This window comes from Paenibacillus sp. p3-SID867 (assembly GCF_025142895.1).
Lineage (GTDB): Bacteria > Bacillota > Bacilli > Paenibacillales > Paenibacillaceae > Paenibacillus_AQ.
In genome coordinates this window covers 274,952-295,061 of record NZ_JAMBDM010000008.1, presented here as the reverse complement: position 1 = coordinate 295,061, position 20,110 = coordinate 274,952, and the positions used below count along the sequence as shown (strand labels likewise).

The window sequence follows — 20,110 nt, the reverse complement described above, 5'->3', positions numbered from 1 at the left end:
CCTTCGCTCTTCAACCTGATTGAAATATTTAAATCAACCTGTTTTGATACAGTCGGCGCACGGGGGAAGATTTCGCATGCTTCGATTTCATTTCTGGACGCCACAAGTTAACGTAACGCTTCACCATATCCTGAGAAGTATGGCCGAGAATATCTTGCAAGCTATACGGATCGCCCTCATTGATAATGTACATTTTGGCGAAGGTATGCCTTAACGTATGAGGACTTACCCGAACGTTAGTGATTCCGGCATCTTTACCGTATTGATGTAGAGCTCCTTGAAAAGAGCGAACACCGAGCGGACGACCATCCAGTGTGACAAAAAAATGAGATGAGTGGATGTCCCCTCTTGCTTTGATATATCGGATTAAGAGCTTACGCACATCATCACAAAAAGGGATGTCCCGCGGCTTCTTGCTTTTCCCAATGACACCAAGAAGCTGATTCTCTTTAATATCGACCTGATTCATTTTGAGTTTTGTGATTTCGCCGACGCGCAGTCCACTGTCGCAAATCAAGGATAGAATGACAAAATCACGAAACCCCGTAAACGTGTTTTGATTCGGCTGCTTGAGCAGGGCTACAACTTGCTCTTCGGTGAAGGATGGAATGGTTGGTTGATGACCTTTGCGTGTTCGTAAGTGTTCTGCCGGGTTGTCTGGAATCCAGCCTTCTTCGTATAAAAATAAAAAGAAACGCTTGATGGATTTAATTCGATTATTGATCGTATTGAGCTTGTAGCCTTTTTTCTCAACCATAGCCATAATAAACTTATTTCGCAGCAAGTCAGTCGATACATGATAGATGTCGGCTTCGATCTCTTGCTCTCGCAAAATTCGCTCATAACATTTCAAAGTGCTCATTTCAAACTTTACGGTATCCTCGCTTGATGTTTCAGCGCGGCGGGCCTGAACAAATAATCTCACGGCTTCTTCCCACGTTAGCCGATAACCCGCGTTGGAAAACGATTCTACATCGTATAAATCATTTCTGCGTCGTTTATTCGATCTATCACTCTGACTTTGCCGAAACAGGCTTACAACATTTCCGCTCATCCTCGTCCCTCCAAACAGATGTACTCTGAAATCCCCCTCACTATTCGTTTCATTTTCCGGACAAAACCGGACCCTCTAAAAATCAATTTGTCAGCGTTCTATAGCCTCAGGCGAAGCAGATTGTCAGATTGAAATGCTCCCAAAGATCCGATCACAGCGTTTTCCAATGATAAACTTGTGCGGTTACTGCGACAACCAGATCAATCCACTTTCACCGGGCCTCGATTAAAACTAAGTTTTGGTTAACCGGCGAGGCCCGGATTTATTGCTATCCCTTCCCGCCGGGTCTGTCCGAAAGTACACACATGAAAGTCGCTTAAAGAGAAGCATATTGAAAGTGCCTTTATTACATGGATAAGAAGCAACAAATTCTCCCACAGCAAGCTGCGGGAGAATTCATTTGCTTCCATGTTCTAACTCCTGTACCTTATTCAATATGTCCCCTCCCGGATCACAATCCTCCGCAGCTTCTCGCACCAATTGGATATAAGTGGAGAATGACTTCTTGGTTATCTCATCCTCACATGTTACAACAAATCGCTCTAACTCCTCGGCGTAATCGCGCAACTTGTTCGCTTTAACCCAATTCTTCATTTGATTCTCAATGTTTTGTTTTAGTTTCTGTTTGCGAAGAATGTACTCTTCAAGTCGCTGAAGCTCCTGCTTCTTGGATTCTTCTATGGCTTCAAGACGTTCCTTCTCTTTTTTCTTTACTTCATATTCGCGCTCAGCTATATGTCTAGATACGCTTATCCCAATGGCATTTTTCAAACAATCTATGAGAATCTCACCTATTTGTTTTTCAAACGGTCGATCCAGGGTTTCATTAAAACAAAGGGATTGGGCCGTTTTATTTCTGTGTGCGTAACCGAAAATCTCTGTGAACTCCATCCTGAGCAAACCACTGGGGATCTTTTCATACATGGGACTTAAACCCGTCATACTTCCAGATTGTAAATTCGACAAAAAAGAACGTCTTTTGACCATAATTTCGATCAATGAGGCGGAATACTCATGGTCTAGTAATCGTATCCGGATATTGTCCTGTTCTCCTGCAAATACGTCCACCCTCCCACCCAATTCACTAATTGCATCAATTAAGCTATTCATAATTCCATATGTCCGATTGGCTTGCTTATCAGATACGTCTATGAACAACACAGCTTTGTTCCTGCGGTTTTCAACCTTTGAATTCCTTAGCGAATATGGATCAATCTCTTTATAAAATTGATGTTCTTCGTCACGTGCCTTGCGGTAAGCAATCTCTTCCTGATATTCTATGATTAACGGATGTAGGTACTTATTGTGCTTCACAGCTTGAATATCCTTGCACCATTGATTAAACTTGGTCATTGATTCCGGTATTAGCAGTTCAATTTTATCAAGCTCTTTTAGCTGATTTATCGGATAATTGTTCATGTCCTTTAGTTCTATAAAACCATGTCGCCACACCACTATTCGACCTCCTGACCGGAAAAAGAGAACCCGCCTCTTAGCAGATCATCAACTAATTCTTCAAGCTCAGCTTCAGAAGTCATCCCCTCAGGCACTAAGTAACGGCTCAAGTTATCATTTAGCAATGCTGAAAATGAGCCTAAGAAATCCGAGTTCTCAGGATAATCATATTTATATAAATACCTATTTCCATCTTTATAATGTCTATGAGAAAATCCCGTTCGGCTAGGAAGCCTTGACAAATGAATTCCAACAATGCCCGATCTAATCTCAGTAAGTCGATTGAAGTCCTCCTCGAATTCCCCCTTATAATTCTTCCGCTTGATCAGCCTTGAAATATCTATAGTAAACTTTAATTTATATTTCATTTCTTTCACTATTTTATGGATATTCACAACATCCTCTGCTGTTTGCATCAAATACTTTGACTTTCCACTTTGCTTCTGAGGTCCATTAACTAAAGCAATTTTTATGGTTTTATATTTTTTTAGGCTTTTTTCGAGAATCGAGTACTGCTTGAAAAACTCCTCTTCACCATAGGTTTGAGAGCGTAGAGGGGATAACAATTCCAGTGTGTCAGGCATACCATACTTGGAGAATGTATCCATCAGATTCTTTAAAACAACATCAAGTCGTGCTGCGTCTTTCCATAACAAATCATTGTCTTTCTCATAGCTCAGGCGCAAAATGTACGCTTCATTTGGAGCAACCTTTAAAGCACCTGTTGTCGTTTCTAGAAAGGTCATATTACTCTTGATATCTACAGGGTACATCATGCCTTTCGTCGTTACCGGCACTAACACATTAATCCGTTTTACCAGGCTCACTCTTCCTGTAGAAATACATAGATTTACATACTCAGGCCAGTAGCCCTCATCACTTGCATCATCAAATACCCATACATACATGATCAGCATTTCCAACTCGCCTTTATGACCATTAATAAAAGGACGATGTTCGTTCTCTCTATAAAGAACATCCATATTAAACGGATTATCATTGTATCTATGGTTGTAACGATTGATATAATAGAAATGCTCTGATTCCCTGGTATAAATGCGTTCAATGTACTCATCAAAAAAAGCACCTGTATAGCTTTGAGCAAACTCGAATAAATTTACGCCATAACTGCGGTACGTCTCTTTTACCCAACCAACCAGATTGTCATCCAAATACTTAAATCCGGAAATGGATGGTTTTTCTGTCTCTTTTGCTTTTATCTCTTTTGCCAGAATGATCAATTGATCTCGATACTGCTCAATTTCTGTTCCTTTCATTTTTGTACTGCTACAGAACTTATGAATCGTATCCTCATAATCCTCGGCACTGTAAATAAGATGAACGTATTTTCGTTCATACATCCATGACTTCAGTAATCGATCTATCCGGCTCTTTGTTTTTTTGTAGTATTGAATAACAAAGTCCTTACTTTCAGGAAAGAAGCCTTCTATCTCTTGGAAGATTTTTAATGCTGATTGTTCTGTTTTGATGTTCTCATAATCGTATTCTTCCGGATTCAGATAATGATTAAAATAATCCATGACATACTTCAGAACCGCGGACATATTTTCGGAATGATTTTTAAAATTGAATTCATCAAGGTTATCTTTTTTCTTCATCTTTATTATGTATTGTTCAACTGTAAGCATATAGTCCCCTCACTTTCAAATCGTCAGGATTCAAATACATAAAATTTCAAATCCATAGGCAACTTATTAATGATTTTCGACAGACGATAGGAATTTCCTGTGATAAAGTGTGTATAGTTAGTAAAAGTGGGGAATTAGGCATAAATAAAAACCCTTCCGAAGAAGAGTTTGATTTGAGTATATGGTACGGTCGAGAGTGCTCGAACCTCCACGGGGGGTTAGCCCACACGAACCTGAATCATGCACGGTAAAGGGAACCGAGCGGAAATCATGTCCCTTTAGGGGAACCAAAAAACTGCAGAAAGCCTACAAGATCAAGGGATTTCGGCGTTTCACATACCCTTTCCTAGTGCCACAAGGCGTCTCGGGAAATCATCAAAAAGTGAGCGAAACTGGACGTTTGAGAGAACTCGGAGAGAACGACACTCGAATCAGCCCTGCTCCACTACCATCGACAAATTTTAGCGGAGCAAAATTAATCGTTTAGCAGGAGTAAGTAGTCCTGTTTAACATTCTTCAAAATGAGGGAATCTAAGCTATCTTCAAAATCATAGTATCCCCACTCTTGAAGAGTGTTCCGAACAAATTCTTTAATGACTTTATCAATATTAACATCTTCATCTACAGTTGACGTCCAAATCGAATTACGGGAGTTAAAATGTACATCTGACATTGATGATGAAAAAACAACATCAGTATTTATACCCTCTTCTGGAGAATTACTTAACGTAATCCCTAGCTTTCTTAATCTCTGGCCTGAAACAATCGGACTATTTACGACTTGAGCTACTGAAACTAAACAAAGTGTTATTAACCAGTTAAGCGGAATGAAAGGGTTTATCGCCCTCCATTGGATCATTGCAACACCAACGTTATCATATCGAACTTGAAACACTGGGGCAGTTGTATCTTGCGTTTTACATGTTACTGAGACAAAATCTTTGCCATAGCGTTTTGAACCCACGTTTTCTGGATAAACGGACTGTAATACTGTGGTCGCCCAGTCAAATATATATTCCTTTTCATTTGTATTGAAGCTAGAGTAACCATCATCGTAACCGGCTACAATGCTCAACCAGAATCCATCTGCGTTAGCGTGACTTGCCAACGAAAGATAGCTATGAAAGTCATCTAATGAATTGGGTTTCGATTTTTCATTTTCTTGTATATCAATTAACAGATTACTTTCTTTTTTTTTAGTTATTTCTGAGGCAGTTACATTGAGATACTTTAATACCAGCTCTTTTATTTCACTAGTACTTTTGAACACATTGTAGTAAGAATTGTCTCTAATAGAACTTTGGTAAGCTCTCAGTGCTTCGAGTTGCATTGGGTCAATGGTAGATGGCGAATATTTTTTGTCTGAAAAATATAATGCTACTGGTTTTTCTGAGGATATAAACTGATTGATTTCCTCCACGGTTCCTGATTGGTCTTTACCCGTCGGACTACCAAGCTTTGTCCAAAACATGGCTATCATAATATCGGAATTGTGGAGGATCTGTTTATTTATGCTTTCTTGCGGACGTATATTTATTTCAGGAACAGTATCTGTCTCCCACATCCTGGGCATATAGATTAGATTAAAAAATTTTGAATGATCCCTGTTCCATTGAAGAACACAATCTCTGACTATCTCTCTCTCTTTCTTCAAATCACCCGGTGATGCAATTACTATTTCATAAACTTGCGCTGAATAAGCCAACTAACTCACTCCTAGAGTTATCATAATATAATAGTATCAGATATCCTAAACACCTGCATAAAATTATCAAACTATACTGAATACTCAAGAGGGTGTCTCCGATATCTCCGATATGCCGTACTTGACCTGGCTTTTGACCTTTCCTTTTGTTCTTGTTCTTTGTTTTAATCGTCTGCACTTCCGGAATGGCTTATCATTTCAAACTTCCTGGTCTTTGAAAAAAATCGGAACGCAAATAAGGAAAAGTGCGTCAATGTAACCTAAGACCACTTAGCTGCAGCTCTCGGCTCTTAGTAGCCATCGTTCGCTTACTCCGTATGACTGAACGAGCCTGGGGAGCCAAATAGTATCTTTTTATGAAGGACTAGAAAATAGGGGATATGGTATTATTGGAGAAAAACGAGAGGCAGCGTTAATAGTTCCTTAATCTAATGATTCGCATTAGCCTTATCGCTGGAATGTCGCCGTTCACGTACTTTGTCGGTGCATTATTCACCGTCAATGACGTGAGCGTAAACACTGGAATTTTTTCCGCCGCGATTCAATAAACGCGCCTTCCATTGAATCGCTCCACTGCAAAGTTTGGCTTCTTCGCTCCATAACGCCTTTAACCCACCAGCAGCATCTTATATAATGAAAGCCAGCTCTGCTAGGCTGTGTATTCTAACCTCATGACAACAAAATCATGGAGGAAGCTAACTTTAAAAAGCAACAAAAGTACACGTTAATTTATCGTAACGTGTAGCCAGTCGCCGATTATGTTTCAGTTTATTGAAGAGGCATTCGACCAAGTATCGCTCTTTAAACAACCACCAGTCGGTCGATCGTTGAACGGTACGATGTTTACAACTGGGAATCACAGAATTCGCTTGCTTTTCCACCAACAACGAGATGATTTTTATCAGTGTCATACCCACGATCAGCTAAAATGTGTTTGCCCTTGATATCAAGGGACTGCAATATCTCGTAACCCGCCACACAATCGTTGATATTGCCTGCCGTCACTTCCATTTGGAGGGAATTGCCCAGAGCATCCACAACCGCGTGAATCTTGAAGGTTAAGCCTCCTCGAGATCGTCCGATCGCTTGAATTGCTGCCCCCTTTTGCTCCCGCGCCATATTGGTGAGCACGGACGATGGAGGCATCAATCATGACACTTTCGGAATCAGGTTCAGTGGACAGCACCTCTAGCATGCGATCGAATATGCCCGTCTTCTCCCATCGGCGGAATCGGCTGTGGACGCTGCTCCAGGAGCCATAGTATTCTGGCAAGTCCCGCCACGGCACTCCTGAACGGATCACCCAAAGCATGCCATTGAGCATCTTACGGTTATCCGTAGCAGGGCGTCCTCTTTGGAGTTTTCGTTCTAGCGGCAAAAGATCTTTTAGTTGTTCCCATTGATCGTCTCGTATCGTCTTCTCATATGAATAATTTACCAAACCATTGCGGGTTTTAGTAGTTTGAATACACACCCTAGTACATAGAACTATTCAATTCTTTTAAATCCATAAGTCTCTAATTGGTTCCTGTCTTTTGCATTTAGTTTCGGCACAGCCCATATTAATGAATATTTAGCTCTGGTGCTTGCAACATATCCTATTCGTTTTGATTCGCCTTCCTCTTCCATCCACTGTTTCCAATGCCCACCGATACTCTTTTGATCTTTACTCGAAACGACCATTACACTTTCGAAACCACAACCTTTAGCAGAGTGGATTGTATTAATTCTTATTGACATAGAGGTCTCAAGCATTGATATCGCGTCGATGGCACTTTCTGCTGTACCTGAAGGTGTACGTAAAATAGGTAAACTATTAAAATCACGCGGATTTTCATCATATTCATTTAAATTTTTATATGTATTCAGCAAGATAGAAGGGAGTTGTTCCCTTGCTGTTTTATACCACTCACCATATTTTTTATTTTCAAAATTATTTATAAAAGAGTTTGAGCAACAGGCTTGAAGGAAATCCTTGATAAAAATCCGCCATCTGAATGCAGATTTAATATCAATTGGACAAAAATAATTATCTTTATTTTTCGATCCACCTAACCATTTTTGCAATTGCTTTCCTGCAAGTTCTAACGCCATTATTCTAGTTGATTGTTGTTTCGCTTTCCAAAGTTGAATTGCATCTAATATCAAATGAACGCTTCTTTGATCTAAACGTACTTGCAAATTTGATTTTAATGAAAGTTGACGAACTAAAATAGAGGAACTTTCAGGTTGGATATTGAATAGGTTTAAGAATGACAAATATTTTTCTTGAAGTACTTGTAAGTCATCATATTCATAGTAACAAACACTATTGTCACTTAATTTATTGTTGGTTCTTCCTGCTATTGTTGTTGTGATAGAAGATATACGATTTGATACATCAACAATCGGTTGACAGCTTCTAAAATTATCAGTTAATTTATAACAAATAAAGTTAGACAGGAACTCCTTTGTATATGTTGGGTTGGCATTCTTAAAATCGTAGATGGCTTGATTTAAATCACCAATAAAATGAAGTATGTTTCCAGCATCTTTTAATTTCTCAAGGATTTGAATTTCGATCCACGATAAGTCCTGACACTCATCAATTATAATTATTGGAAACCTCTTGGATATTATTGAAGCTACTTTTATATTTTCTTGCAAAGCCTTAAAAGCAATGTTATTCATATCTTCAAAATTTGCAAATCCATCTTTTAAAAATTTAACTTTGTCACTTATGAGTTGTTTCTTAACGTATTCAATTTTATATAACTCGTTATTATTATATTTATTTCGAGTATCTTGAACAAATCTCTGAAAGTTTTTTGAGTTATAGTATTCAGTAATAGTTAATTTGTAATTTTCGGAGAATTGTATATAGTAATCTTTTTTCTGATAATCATAATATATTTGATTTGCGTAAATACTTTCTTGTTTTCCAACTCCATAGACATAGGGAATTTTTGACTTATAATTCTCTAGCCAATGATTTTTAAAAGTATCCATCATTTTATCAACCAACCGATATGAAAAGTCGCCATTTCTCCCATTATTACCAAAAAATTTGTAGCCGAATTTTTGAGCAATAAATCCATGAAGAAATCCTGTTAGTGTCCCAATATAGTGTGGGTGTAATGAGGATAGTTTCGAAAATTGCTCAACGCGATTTTTTATTGTTTCTGTAGCTTCATTTGTGAACGTTAGTACAGCTATTCCGTTGTTTCTATCTGTCCATTTGCTTATTTCATATGACATCTTCATCCCAACAACTTCGGTTTTCCCACTTCCAGCGCATGCCTCTAAAAAAATGTTTTGCTTAATTGAGGAAAATATATATTGGAGCTGCTGCTCCGTCTTTTCTGAAATGCGGCAAACATACCGCTCTTCCTGCGACGATGATTCCTTGTTTGGATTATGAGAACAACTGTCGCAATGAAGAGGGTGGTCTTTCCTGCATAAAACTTTTGACAGTACCTCTTGCATTTCTTCTTTAGTCATGTAAATCACCACCACAAGACCAAATTACTGCATCCTCAATATATTTTGGGACATTTATCAGCTTGCTGATATTTTGCAATATTGCCGTCGAATTAGATTTTTCTGAAGCAATCTTAAACAGTTCATTATTGATTTGAGTTTCGATTATTTCTGCAAATTGTTGAGCAAAAGTTCCTTTACCTATATTCTCATCCTCAATATGCTCAATAATAAACTTTGCATCCTCACTCAAAAGATTCTCATCAACGTATTTATTATCGTACTCAATAATTTTTTCACAATCCTTACTTACCTTTCCATTTCCAGTAGGCCACAAAATTTTAAGCGTTTGCGCCATTAATTTTGTGTTTTTTTCCATAGCAAGATCATATTCAAAAGTTTTTAATGGCGAATGAAATAATCGTGCCCACTTGCTTTTGTTAACATCTTCAATTAATGCTAAGGCGCTATTGTTTCCTTTTGAAGTATTACTGGGAAGTGGGTATGTCTCGATTAACTTTTTTTTGGGCCTTCCGTCATCACTCAAAATTGGCATTCCAACTTTATCGAATAAAGAAATTTCCGTTTTCCCCGGATCATTATCAGTAATACCAGAACAACGGATTGGTAATGTTTCTTCTCCCGAACTATCATCACAATCGGAGAACAACTTCAAAAAATGTTTAAAATTAATGCCATTTATATTTATAACTGAGACCCCTGCCTCTTCCAAGGAACTCGGCAATGGTTTTTTTGAAGTTTCAATTACTGAAATATTATATTTTGCCAGCGTTATTTGCGCTAACACAGGAATTAACATGGCTTCACTGATACCTTCTACTAAAATGATTCCTTTTGAAAAAAGTAACGTTGATTTTGTAACATCTAACCACCGATTTAAATAACCTTTACTATTGCCCATATTGATATCTTTCAAAGCAGTTGCAACAAAATTCTCATCCTTTTGCACGATATGAATTAAGTTGTCTATACTTATTGATGAAGCTAAGACAGGGGAATGTGTTGTAATGACCACTTGAGTATTATGCAACATATCTGTCAACTGCTTTAGGTACTTAATAAATTTTACTTGCAATTGAGGATGTAAATGAGCTTCAGGCTCCTCAATCAGTAATACCGTCACCAAGTTATTGTCTTTTAGCAACTCAAGTTCGGCGAATACTGTAGCGATGTATAAAAGGTTGTTGTAACCTAGACTATTTGTTGCAATATCTCTGAACTTATTGGGATCCGTCTCTCCGCTAAGAGGAAAAAACACCATTTTAATACTCTCAACCACTTTATTAAAAGTTGTCTCTGCAAACTGCAAATTGACACTTTGTCCAAGATGACTTCCCAAGGTTTCCACTAATTTTGTGTTTATGTTCTTTTTAGCTGCTTCTATTTCATTATAGTTCCCATCAGCATTACTAGTGATTATGTCGTTAAAACCTTTGACGCTATCGACAAGTTTCTCTTTATTATCACCATATTGCTTTTTTAAAAGCTGAGCAAGACGAGATTTTTTTCCGTTCACTAATTTCTCTTCAGCATCTCTTAATGGTGGAAAATAAATGCAATCAATACATTCGAAGGTTTCTTCTTCGAAAATACTTGCTTTTGATTGTCCTCCCCAAATTTCTTTTTTATAGTAGCCTTTCCGGTTGGGATTGGCGTTTACTTCTAAATGGAGTTGTGCTTTGAACTCAGCATCACACCATGATAAGAAGGTTACTTCTTCATCTGGGGTTAATGAATCAAAGGTGATATCAATTTTAATATTTTCAGAAGAAACTTGTTTATCGAGCGATATAAAGAAGTCATCCTCCGATATATTCATATATGAAAACTCATTTTCTTTGAGAATTAACCTCAATGCATTTATTATAGTGGTTTTCCCTGATCCATTCTCACCGACTAAAACATTAAGTCCTTTGTTAAATTTTATTCGTGAGGTTTCCTTCGCATTTTTATACCCAGCCACTTTTAGCTCAGATATGTACATTACCCCACCTCTTTCTAAGCCTTTGAAATTTGATATACGTGTTAGAACTCTGGAAAGGTATCTTCATTCCCTTTATGTTTTGTACTTTTGGCTTCTGTCTTCAGGTTATATATAATTTCCACTTCAAAACTGACAACCTCAACAATTCGTATTTCATTGTTCTTTTCAAAATTAAACAATGCATAGTTTGTATATTTTCTATCGCTTACACCTTGATAAGCCACACCATGAAATCCAATTTCAGCACAGCAATTACCAATATAATTGGTTAGTAGATAAGCCTTTTTTAAGGGCTTACTCTCTTCGTTTATCTCATTAAAAAAACCCTGGAAACTATGATCAAACAAACCGATGTTAAACAACTTCAATTTTTTTCTCGTTTTAAAAAGAGCAATGTCAATATTTTCATCGTTTAACGGATGAATTTCATACGGGATGGCTTTCATTCGATTACTCAGATATAAAACAGATATGCCAACAGCATTATAACGTCCGTGCTGAGGCAATCCCTCGGGTGGATTCCAGATTTCATCTTCTCCAAATACATGTTTCCTATCTTTTTTTCGTGCCCTTCCCCTGAAAAGTTGAGTCCCACTTCTTAATGCTATATAGTCTCCCTTTTCATAATGTTTTTGCAGAAGATCATATACTTTTTTCCCCGTTTCATGCTTATATGCCAGAAGAGGATATTTCAAAAGATGCTGTTTAAACTCATGGAGTTCCTGCCAACTAAGATCAATATTATATTTTTGGGCAAACTGAGAAAACTCAATAAAGTCAAAGTCATCTAATCCAAATACCGAATTTGTTTCATATTCATCATATACTTGATCATAAGATTCAAAAGTACCTCCATCCGGATTATGGGAATAATCAATTGGCTCTTCACCATAGTGGCAAGTTTGACATCGTAGATGTTCAAGTATTAGCTTTTGGAACTTATCGTCTATTCCTTCCCCCCACAAAAAGCTTTCAACGGATTGTCCTGCGTTGTTTTCAATAAAATTACTCGGGTCTTCTTCATCTTTATTCCAACGATAAACATCATAATCAAGCTGCGCGCCAACACATTTGAAACACCCATAAATTTTTGTTGAAAGCTTGCCTCCGATTAACACGAAGATGGGTATGATCTTCTCTTCAAAATACTCTTCAGGATAATACTCAACGTAAGCTTCAAGCTTTAAATTACACAGTAAACAATTATACTTTGTTTTTTCTGTTTCTCTTATGATCCGAGGTCTTCTGCTAATACTTACTTTTATATTTAGCCTGTTAATGACTTCGATTAGATCGTCAAAACAACTCCTGCAAATGACGTAGCACTCGTTCATATCTCCCACTCGCCCATTTAGTAAAATTTAACATGGTGCAATATTTTTCATAATTCGACATATCTGATCAAAATCCTTTTATTCCTCCTCTTGTCTGTGAGATCGCACTGATAATTCGACGATCACGCACATTAAAAGGAAGCAAGCGGAAAGCATGTCCCTATAGAGGAACAAAAAACCTCAAAAATCCTATAAGGTCAAGGGATTTCGGCGTTTCACACCACCTTTCCCCAGTGCTACAAGGTATTGCGGGAAATCATCGAAAGGCGACTAAAATTGGACGTTTGAGAGAACTCGGAGAGAACGACACTCGAATCAGCCAACTCCACAACCATCCCAAATGTTATTGGAGCAATGGTTTTGAAAATTTCAGGGCTGTCCCATAAAGTAAGATTTGGCTCGCTTTGCGAACAACTCATTTGAGAATCAAAGAACATATATGAAAAATAACGGTGTATAGGGAGTTATCCCTGCGCCGCTTAGTCTACTGCCGCCTTATTATAAATTTATAAGCGATCGAAATCCGGCCGACCTCAAGACTCACCTCAGTCGCGAAGTATCAGGAGGCTAAATTTATTAATCGGTCAACCTATACCAGATCACCTTACATCGATCGTTAGTCTTCCGACGACAGTTCAATTTCAGTAATGCTTTCTTGTTCCAGCCGAATTCTCCGCTCCAGCATGGTTTGCATTACTGGAATCCAAGCTGCGTATCCAGGGTCATCCAGAGCCGCTTGAATTCGAGATGCATATTCATCAGATACTGAGGCGGCCTGCCGCTCGTAATTCAGGAGGACGGCGGAATTCATCCAAATTGGCTCCAACGAGGGAAACAGCCGAGTTTTGATAAATTCAAAAATGCGGATGCCCCCTAGATCAATATCCCCCCAATGCATGATTGGAATGGGCTTATCTCCCTTATCCACTGCATTCGACAACATTTTCAGGAAGTGCTGCAAAAGTCGATGGGGAAATCCCCCCGTGTAGATGATCAACTCTTCAGCAGCATATAATTCACGTTGTTCGACCCATTGATGGTAGCTGGACAAATTCTCAATCGTAATTATTCGACGTGCATCGGTAGTCATATCGTTAATGAGTTCAACCGTCTGACGGGATAACCCAACACCACCCATCAGTTCTTCTGTAGAAATCCAACCTCCGCTTTTACTCCGAGCCCTGAGAGGACCGCATAGATAAACATACTGCGGATTACGGGTTAGTCCGATGAAATCAAGCCATTCCTCATCTGTTTCTCTCTGTTCCCCCGAGGCTTGCTTCACTACATTTAGCAGTCGTTTTAATACTTCCCGTTCCAGATGCTTGGAATCCTGAAATAACTGCTGGCTAAACAATCTGAGTGAAACAACCTTTCCGTCAAGCTTCGACAGTTGTAGCAACGTCCGCACCAGATCAACGTAGCCAGATGGATTATCCAGATCGAGATATGACGTCTTTCCTTCCAGTAGTCCTGCCCGAACCCTTTCTCCCCAATCTGCAACCCAAGCCCACGGATGTTGTACAAGAGGTTCAAATATCTCTCGTAAGCGATTCAGTTTTTTTCTAAGCGACATTCTCCCGGAAAGAGAATAAGCTTCAACAAGCATGTCCCAGTTGAGATAAATGCGCTCAACTTCTTGAAAATTACTGAACTTTCCCCATCTCAAAGAGATGATTCCCTTGTACTCCAAATCAATCAGGATCTCGTTCATCCATTGACGTTTCATAAAATCCATTTCATCTGTATAGTCCGAGTTAAACGGACTTTTAGACATGACGAGTTGCGGCCGTTGTTTGCCAGGCTCTCCGCTTTGGAAGGACTGGCTCTGTTCATATTTTTCCAGAAGCGTACTTAGGAGCTTGCGAGAAAAATGTTGTTTGAAGGCCTCCTCCAATCGATCCGATTCAATCTGCACTCATTACCTCTCCTGTCTCTGACATTGGGGGGTGTTGTCTAAAATAACGTTTCTTGCCGCTCGGCAATGTCCATAGCCCCACTTATTTCATCGACATCGTCGTCCAAAGTGATATCGTGTGCTTTATCAGTTTCTGATTCGTCAAGCTCCTCCCAACGATCAATCATATCCACGTAGCATTGATAGTTGTGCTTGCTGACAAACAAGGTAGTCGACACTTCTGGCGCCATATGCTGCATCTTCTCATCAGGAACAGCGGCAATCAATTGCAACCCTAATCTCTTGATTAACCGAAGGCTTGATTGAATTCGTTGCTCGTCCATCTTGTTGAACGCTTCGTCAAAAACGACCAGCCGCGATGTCTTATTGTTTGAATACAAGTGATGAAATGATGCTAAAATAGCAATATAGAAAGGCGTTTGCGTCTCCCCGCCAGATTTCTCCTTCAACACTTGCGAAAATCTGGACTTCGCCCCATTGCCTGAAGTAATAACTATATCGAAATCCAGGTACTGTCGATAATCTGTAAACTCATCTAGTTCACCAACCTCACCCCGCACCAGTTTTTCAAACAATTCATGAAGGTTGGCTGTACGCTCGCTTTCAGGAAGCTCAAACAATGAACCTTTTTCCATAAGCATAGGGTCCATAATAGCGTCATAAAACTTTTTATAACGTTCATTGGCTCTTACTTCGAAATGATACCGATCATCCGAAAAAGGAAAATGACGCAAGGCATAGTTAAGCTGATCAAACTCACGACGGGCCATCTCAATAGCTTCACGCAATTTGAAAATAAAGTGTGATTTAAACTCTTCCTCGGACTCTGCTCGAGCCGCTTCCACCTTTGACTGATACTCTGGAATATTCAGATGCTCAATCGTTTCAAATAACTGATCGTAGACCGTATTTTCTTCATCATGAATATCGGCGCTACTGGCATTATAACGAGTTCGTAATGTAACAACTGCTTTGAACTGATCATCACGAAGTGTCTGCTGCCCTCTCCAACTGCTTGTATAATTCTGCAGCTTTTGCGCGGTGGGTATTGTTTGCTTCATGGCTTCTTCATATCGTTGCACTGCCCGTTGCTCGCATTCTAAACCCCAATCGTTTACCCATTGATGGCAACTTTCCTCTGCATCTCGGATCTTGTTTTCTTGTATGTGGACACTGGCAACGCCTTGCTTGCATTCTTCCTCCAGCTTTCCTTTTCTCTCTTTATATTCTCCTAGTTTGGTTAGCCACTCCTGCTCCTGCTTGCTCCAACGCCCATACTCACTTTTTAAACGCTCAGATTCTGTCAAATCCAGCGTTCTTAAACTGTTCCGATCTTGTTCTAGCTCGAAAGCAAGCTTGTCCAGTTCCCGCATAAGACCCGTATTTGCTGCAAGACGAGCATATTGGGATTCTTTTTCCTTGGTTAGGCGCATTCGAGTCTGGAAAACACTATGCAATTGCCTGCGATGGGCATGCGCTTCCTGGAGCTCTGTCAATTCAGCTCGTCGAATTTCCAACTGGCGAATAATTGCCTTTGCCCCCATATACGGAACTTCATACTGCTTCTTGGCCATTTGTCTCGCTACATAATTACTGTATACCATACAACTCTTCGTTACCGCAGTACGATGGCGTCGAAGCTCTTGTTCATTTGCCGCTTTCATAACCCTGCCAAGCAGATGCTCAACGTGAGCCTGAATGACAGGATGGATAGCTTCCACCTCATGGGCTAATGCCCCCTTCTCGGAAGTGCCAAGAAATCTTTTTTCCTTTTCAGTATCTACCAGACCTACGCCTTCCAATTTGTACTTCCACTTCTCCTGCTCATAAATGCGTAACGCTTCCGAAACATAATTGGGCTCGACCAATATGTCAAACCTCTGGGTATTGAGGTATCCTTCAATAGCGTTTCGCCATTCCTCATCCATCAGTTCGGTCTCTTCGCAAAAAATCCATACCTCCGAACGGCCATTTAATCTTTCCTCTAATAAAGCTTTCAATTGGCGAACCGGTTCCGAATAACTGCGCCGTTTCTGTTCCAGTTCTCTAATAACCCGCTCCAATTCCCGAATTTGTTCTTCGTCGGCTTTAAGCTGTTCTTGTAAACGAGACTCGCCAACAACAAGGCGCTGATGCCACTTCGACAATTCGCCTCCTATAGTCTCCAATCGCTTCTGCCATTCTTCATCCTCATGCTCTTCCAATTTCGAAAACCGGACGATTTCCAGTAGACATTGCAACGTCTCCTGATGCTTATTATTAGCCGCTTTTTCCTGAGTTTCTAATATCCAGTATTCATTGTCAGACCAACCGATAAGTTGTCCTACAAGCTCAACCTCTTGTAGCAGCTGATTTTCATACGTTTGTTTAAGCCTTCTGGATTCCTCAAGCTTTGCTTGACCTTCCTTTACTTTCAATTCAAGCTCTTTTTTTCTTTTTTCAGCCGCATTATCTTGCCAACGTTGGTACGCTTTTTTGCTTTCCTCGCTTGCTTCTTGGCGCTTGGTTTCTGCTAAAGCAATATTATCCACATTCAAGGCTAACTGTTGCTGCGAGTGGGCCAGGTTGCGCTCCTTTTGTTCTTTGTATTCACACTCTATCTCTAATCTCAAACGACGAATCACATAGTCCTGCTCCTTCGCCGTCTCCCGGTATCTTACATACATCCGATAACTCTCCTGAATGCTCTGCAGTTGTACTTTTCGTTCCTGCAGTCGCTCCAGTTCCAGTTTGTACCGTTCGTGAAGTTCAAAATTATGCTTTAACAAATCTAATTGAAGTTCCCGTCGGTCAAGAATATAGTCATAGACAAAATCGCGGATGTCAGAAATCGGCTTAAACGAGAGCGCCTTAGTGAATACTTTGAAGAAACGTTCAGGTAATCCTCCAGCCCTTGCAAGCAGCGCCTTTAAGTAATTGGACTTGTTACGTTCAAACAACGCTTTGTTTCGAACTCCTCTTTTTCCAATCGTTCCAGATGCGCCGCCATAACGACGATGAAACTCTTCCCGATTCAACAATTCGTGACGAGAGTTTACGAAATCAAGCTGTTCCAGCCTGGTTTCTGCCAGTATAAAATATTCTTCATCGTACGTACGATCCCGATAAACATCCACGGCAATCCCAATAATAAACGATTCCTGCTTCTTTTCGTCCAGAAATTCGGAAACGATGTAGGTTGTAAAATCCCCATCACGAAGAAACGAGCGTTCGTCGTTTCCGATTTTTCCTTTTAAGTAATTGATATAGCTCCTTTTTGCTTCATCTGTAGCCGCATTAAAACGAATTAGCCGCTGATCAGCAACGAACAGAACTTGAAGTGCGTCGATAATGGTAGATTTTCCAGCTCCATTTTGGCCGGTGATAAGCGTCTGTTTACCAAACTCTATGGTCACATCCGTGAAGTAATGCCAGTTAATCAACCGCAGCCGCTTCATCCATTTCATCCAGTATTCCCCCCTTCTTTTCTGATTCATATCGTTCAAGACGCTCCGTCAATTGTTTCATCTCATCCGCCTGGATTACATACATCCATGTGTGGAACAGCTTAAAACGGGCATCATCCGATCTCTGTTCCGCATCAAGCGGTTCCATTAATTGAACTTGGACACATAATCGTACTAGCCTGTCTAACACGGTAGGCTTAACCCATTCCATTTGAAAAGTCTCATATTTACTTCGAATATCATAGAGTGTCACCATCGGGAAATCAGCCAGAGACAATCCCTGTCTCTTTTCCTCATACAAGATCCGGAGGATTAGCAACCAAATCGTATGATCACGATCGAGCCTTTTTCGCAATCGGCTGTCATAAATATGCAAATAAACGCATTCATGCCGTTCATCGACAGTTAATTCCCAACCTAAAAATTGAAAATAGGAAGCTAAGTTGGTACGATTCCGACGTATTACCGCATACATCTCCCTTTCCTTTTCCTTGACAAGCATATTCACTTCTAATAATCTGTTTATTGCTTCCCGCACTTTTTCACGTTCCGAATCGCCTAATTCTTGAAACACCATTACGACTGCCCCCCTCTCCGTTTAATGGTGTGGTTGTCGAACCGATAATTACCGATTACAAGCACTTGCCGATCGGTCCGACGCTGAAGGCGAAACGAAGACCCGCCGTCGTTGCCGTATAAGTAGACATATCCGAGTAAAATAAATTCTTCAGCATTATGAGGAGCCAGTTCCATTAGTTCCATTTCAGTCCTGCCATCCAGCTTTTGCAATACATAATCATTGACTTTTTTGCGAGTTATAGCTTTACGCATTTTTTCAACGCTTTTTTCCTTCAGCTCCTGCCTTATGTGCTCAGGCATATCAATAACAATATGGGCCTCTGGTTGATGGGGTGCCCTTTTCCGCCGCGGCGGCAACAATGAGTGATCAGATAGCGCTCTGATCTCACGTATTGCAAATATCCGATCTTGTTCCTCAGATGGCGATACCTTGCCAAGCAATTCTAGCAGCTTAGCGATTTGCTGTTCTGTTCCTTCACTCTGCTGGCTCAAATAACGAGCTCGTTCAAATGAAGAACGTAAATACTGGTTGTGACGGACATCAATTTGATAAAATAATTCATCCAGTCCAAGGAAAGTTTCTTCGATGAAAAACAACGCTTGACGAACTGCCCTTTCAGCTTACTCCAGTACGGCGTATAGCCCGCTTTTCACCCCGTCAAGAGCCGCTTCTTCCATTATTGCCGAATCAAGCAGCCATTGCTGCACAGTATTTAAAATTTGCATACGGTACCGGGCTACATGATCCGATGTTTTAAGACGGTGATAGCTCTTATCAATAATTTGTGATTTATATTGTTCAAAGTGATGATCCAATACATCTTGAATTGAAGTTTTACGAACAACCTGTTCCATATGAGCTTTCATATTGTTATACAGCGCGATGAGTTCTTGTCGGAACTGTGCGCTGACATCAGCAGCGCTAAGTACCGCAGAACAAGGCTGTAGCTTGGCAGCTTCACCTGTGAGCGATTGATATATAAGAAAAGCAAATCGCTGATATTCTACCGATTTTGCTTCACATAATTCCTTAAATAGACCGATAAGCTTACTGGAGTAATGAGGCAACACCAAATAACGGTCAAACTGACTGCGAGTTTCAACACTAATCCAACGCATGGTTTCCAATCGTCTGAGAATAGCATTTGCTTTCGCCCGTGTAGCCTCCTCTAATGAAATTTGCTCAGGTTCGCGTTGGAGCAATGGTTTTTCATCATGATCCGGTTCGTGGATAGATTGGCCCAATTCTTCGTGAGTCTCAAGCAATTCCTGAATCAGGTCCCTCATCACTTCATATCGAATGCCAAACCGCTCAGCTTGAACGTTCTCATAAAGAAGCAACAAAATCTCCGCATAAATCTGTTTATTCGATCCCGTTAACAATAAGAAAAGTCCATCGGGAATTACATCAAATAATTTCACACCACTCAGCTCATTCCCTGAAGAAAATGACAGATTATTTACTGACAGAACACCAAGCTCTCTAGTTTATAGCAAAATAGACTC

Annotated in this window: 11 protein-coding genes and 2 pseudogenes; all 13 read right to left on the bottom strand. The window is 40.0% G+C overall.

What is annotated here, in order from left to right; translation table 11 throughout:
* Positions 1 to 28: 28 nt before the first annotated feature.
* Complete coding sequence (locus M4D81_RS18290; RefSeq protein WP_169284722.1) at positions 29 to 1,054, bottom strand: tyrosine-type recombinase/integrase; 1,026 nt, start codon at positions 1,052 to 1,054, stop codon at positions 29 to 31.
* 396 nt (positions 1,055 to 1,450) lie between these two features.
* Positions 1,451 to 2,509 (bottom strand): hypothetical protein, encoded by a 1,059-nt coding sequence (locus M4D81_RS18285; protein WP_169284723.1) that lies wholly within the window; start codon positions 2,507 to 2,509, stop codon positions 1,451 to 1,453.
* On the bottom strand, positions 2,509 to 4,158 hold the full coding sequence (locus M4D81_RS18280; RefSeq protein ID WP_169284724.1) for a hypothetical protein: 1,650 nt from the start codon (positions 4,156 to 4,158) through the stop codon (positions 2,509 to 2,511). The genes M4D81_RS18285 and M4D81_RS18280 overlap by 1 nt, the downstream gene beginning before the upstream one ends.
* Positions 4,159 to 4,633: 475 nt before the next feature.
* Complete coding sequence (locus M4D81_RS18275; RefSeq protein WP_169284725.1) at positions 4,634 to 5,863, bottom strand: hypothetical protein; 1,230 nt, start codon at positions 5,861 to 5,863, stop codon at positions 4,634 to 4,636.
* 843 nt (positions 5,864 to 6,706) lie between these two features.
* The gene (locus tag M4D81_RS18270) at positions 6,707 to 6,982 is read right to left on the bottom strand and encodes a transposase (RefSeq protein WP_372490922.1); all 276 of its coding nucleotides are present in this window, start codon (positions 6,980 to 6,982) and stop codon (positions 6,707 to 6,709) included.
* Between the two features lie 7 nt (positions 6,983 to 6,989).
* Positions 6,990 to 7,337, bottom strand: a pseudogene (locus tag M4D81_RS34820) (IS5 family transposase); the annotation flags it as partial.
* Between the two features lie 14 nt (positions 7,338 to 7,351).
* A complete protein-coding gene (locus M4D81_RS18265) occupies positions 7,352 to 9,343 on the bottom strand; it encodes an ATP-dependent helicase (RefSeq protein WP_169284728.1) in 1,992 nt (663 codons plus the stop codon).
* Positions 9,336 to 11,327 (bottom strand): ATP-dependent nuclease, encoded by a 1,992-nt coding sequence (locus tag M4D81_RS18260; RefSeq protein WP_169284729.1) that lies wholly within the window; start codon positions 11,325 to 11,327, stop codon positions 9,336 to 9,338. The genes M4D81_RS18265 and M4D81_RS18260 overlap by 8 nt, the downstream gene beginning before the upstream one ends.
* A gap of 41 nt (positions 11,328 to 11,368) precedes the next feature.
* Positions 11,369 to 12,661 carry an RES domain-containing protein gene (locus M4D81_RS18255; protein ID WP_169284730.1) on the bottom strand — a complete coding sequence of 431 codons (1,293 nt, stop codon included), beginning with the start codon at positions 12,659 to 12,661 and terminating at the stop codon, positions 11,369 to 11,371.
* A 616-nt stretch (positions 12,662 to 13,277) separates the two neighbouring features.
* Entirely contained in the window at positions 13,278 to 14,579 is a 1,302-nt protein-coding gene (locus tag M4D81_RS18250) for a Wadjet anti-phage system protein JetD domain-containing protein (protein ID WP_169284731.1), read from the bottom strand.
* 38 nt (positions 14,580 to 14,617) lie between these two features.
* Complete coding sequence (locus tag M4D81_RS18245) at positions 14,618 to 18,025, bottom strand: ATP-binding protein (protein ID WP_169284732.1); 3,408 nt, start codon at positions 18,023 to 18,025, stop codon at positions 14,618 to 14,620.
* Positions 17,994 to 18,602 (bottom strand): DUF4194 domain-containing protein, encoded by a 609-nt coding sequence (locus M4D81_RS18240; protein WP_169284733.1) that lies wholly within the window; start codon positions 18,600 to 18,602, stop codon positions 17,994 to 17,996. Before M4D81_RS18240 ends, M4D81_RS18245 begins: the two co-directional genes overlap by 32 nt.
* A pseudogene (locus M4D81_RS18235) lies at positions 18,602 to 20,026 on the bottom strand (Wadjet anti-phage system protein JetA family protein). Before M4D81_RS18235 ends, M4D81_RS18240 begins: the two are co-directional and overlap by 1 nt.
* Between the last annotated feature and the right edge of the window lie 84 nt (positions 20,027 to 20,110).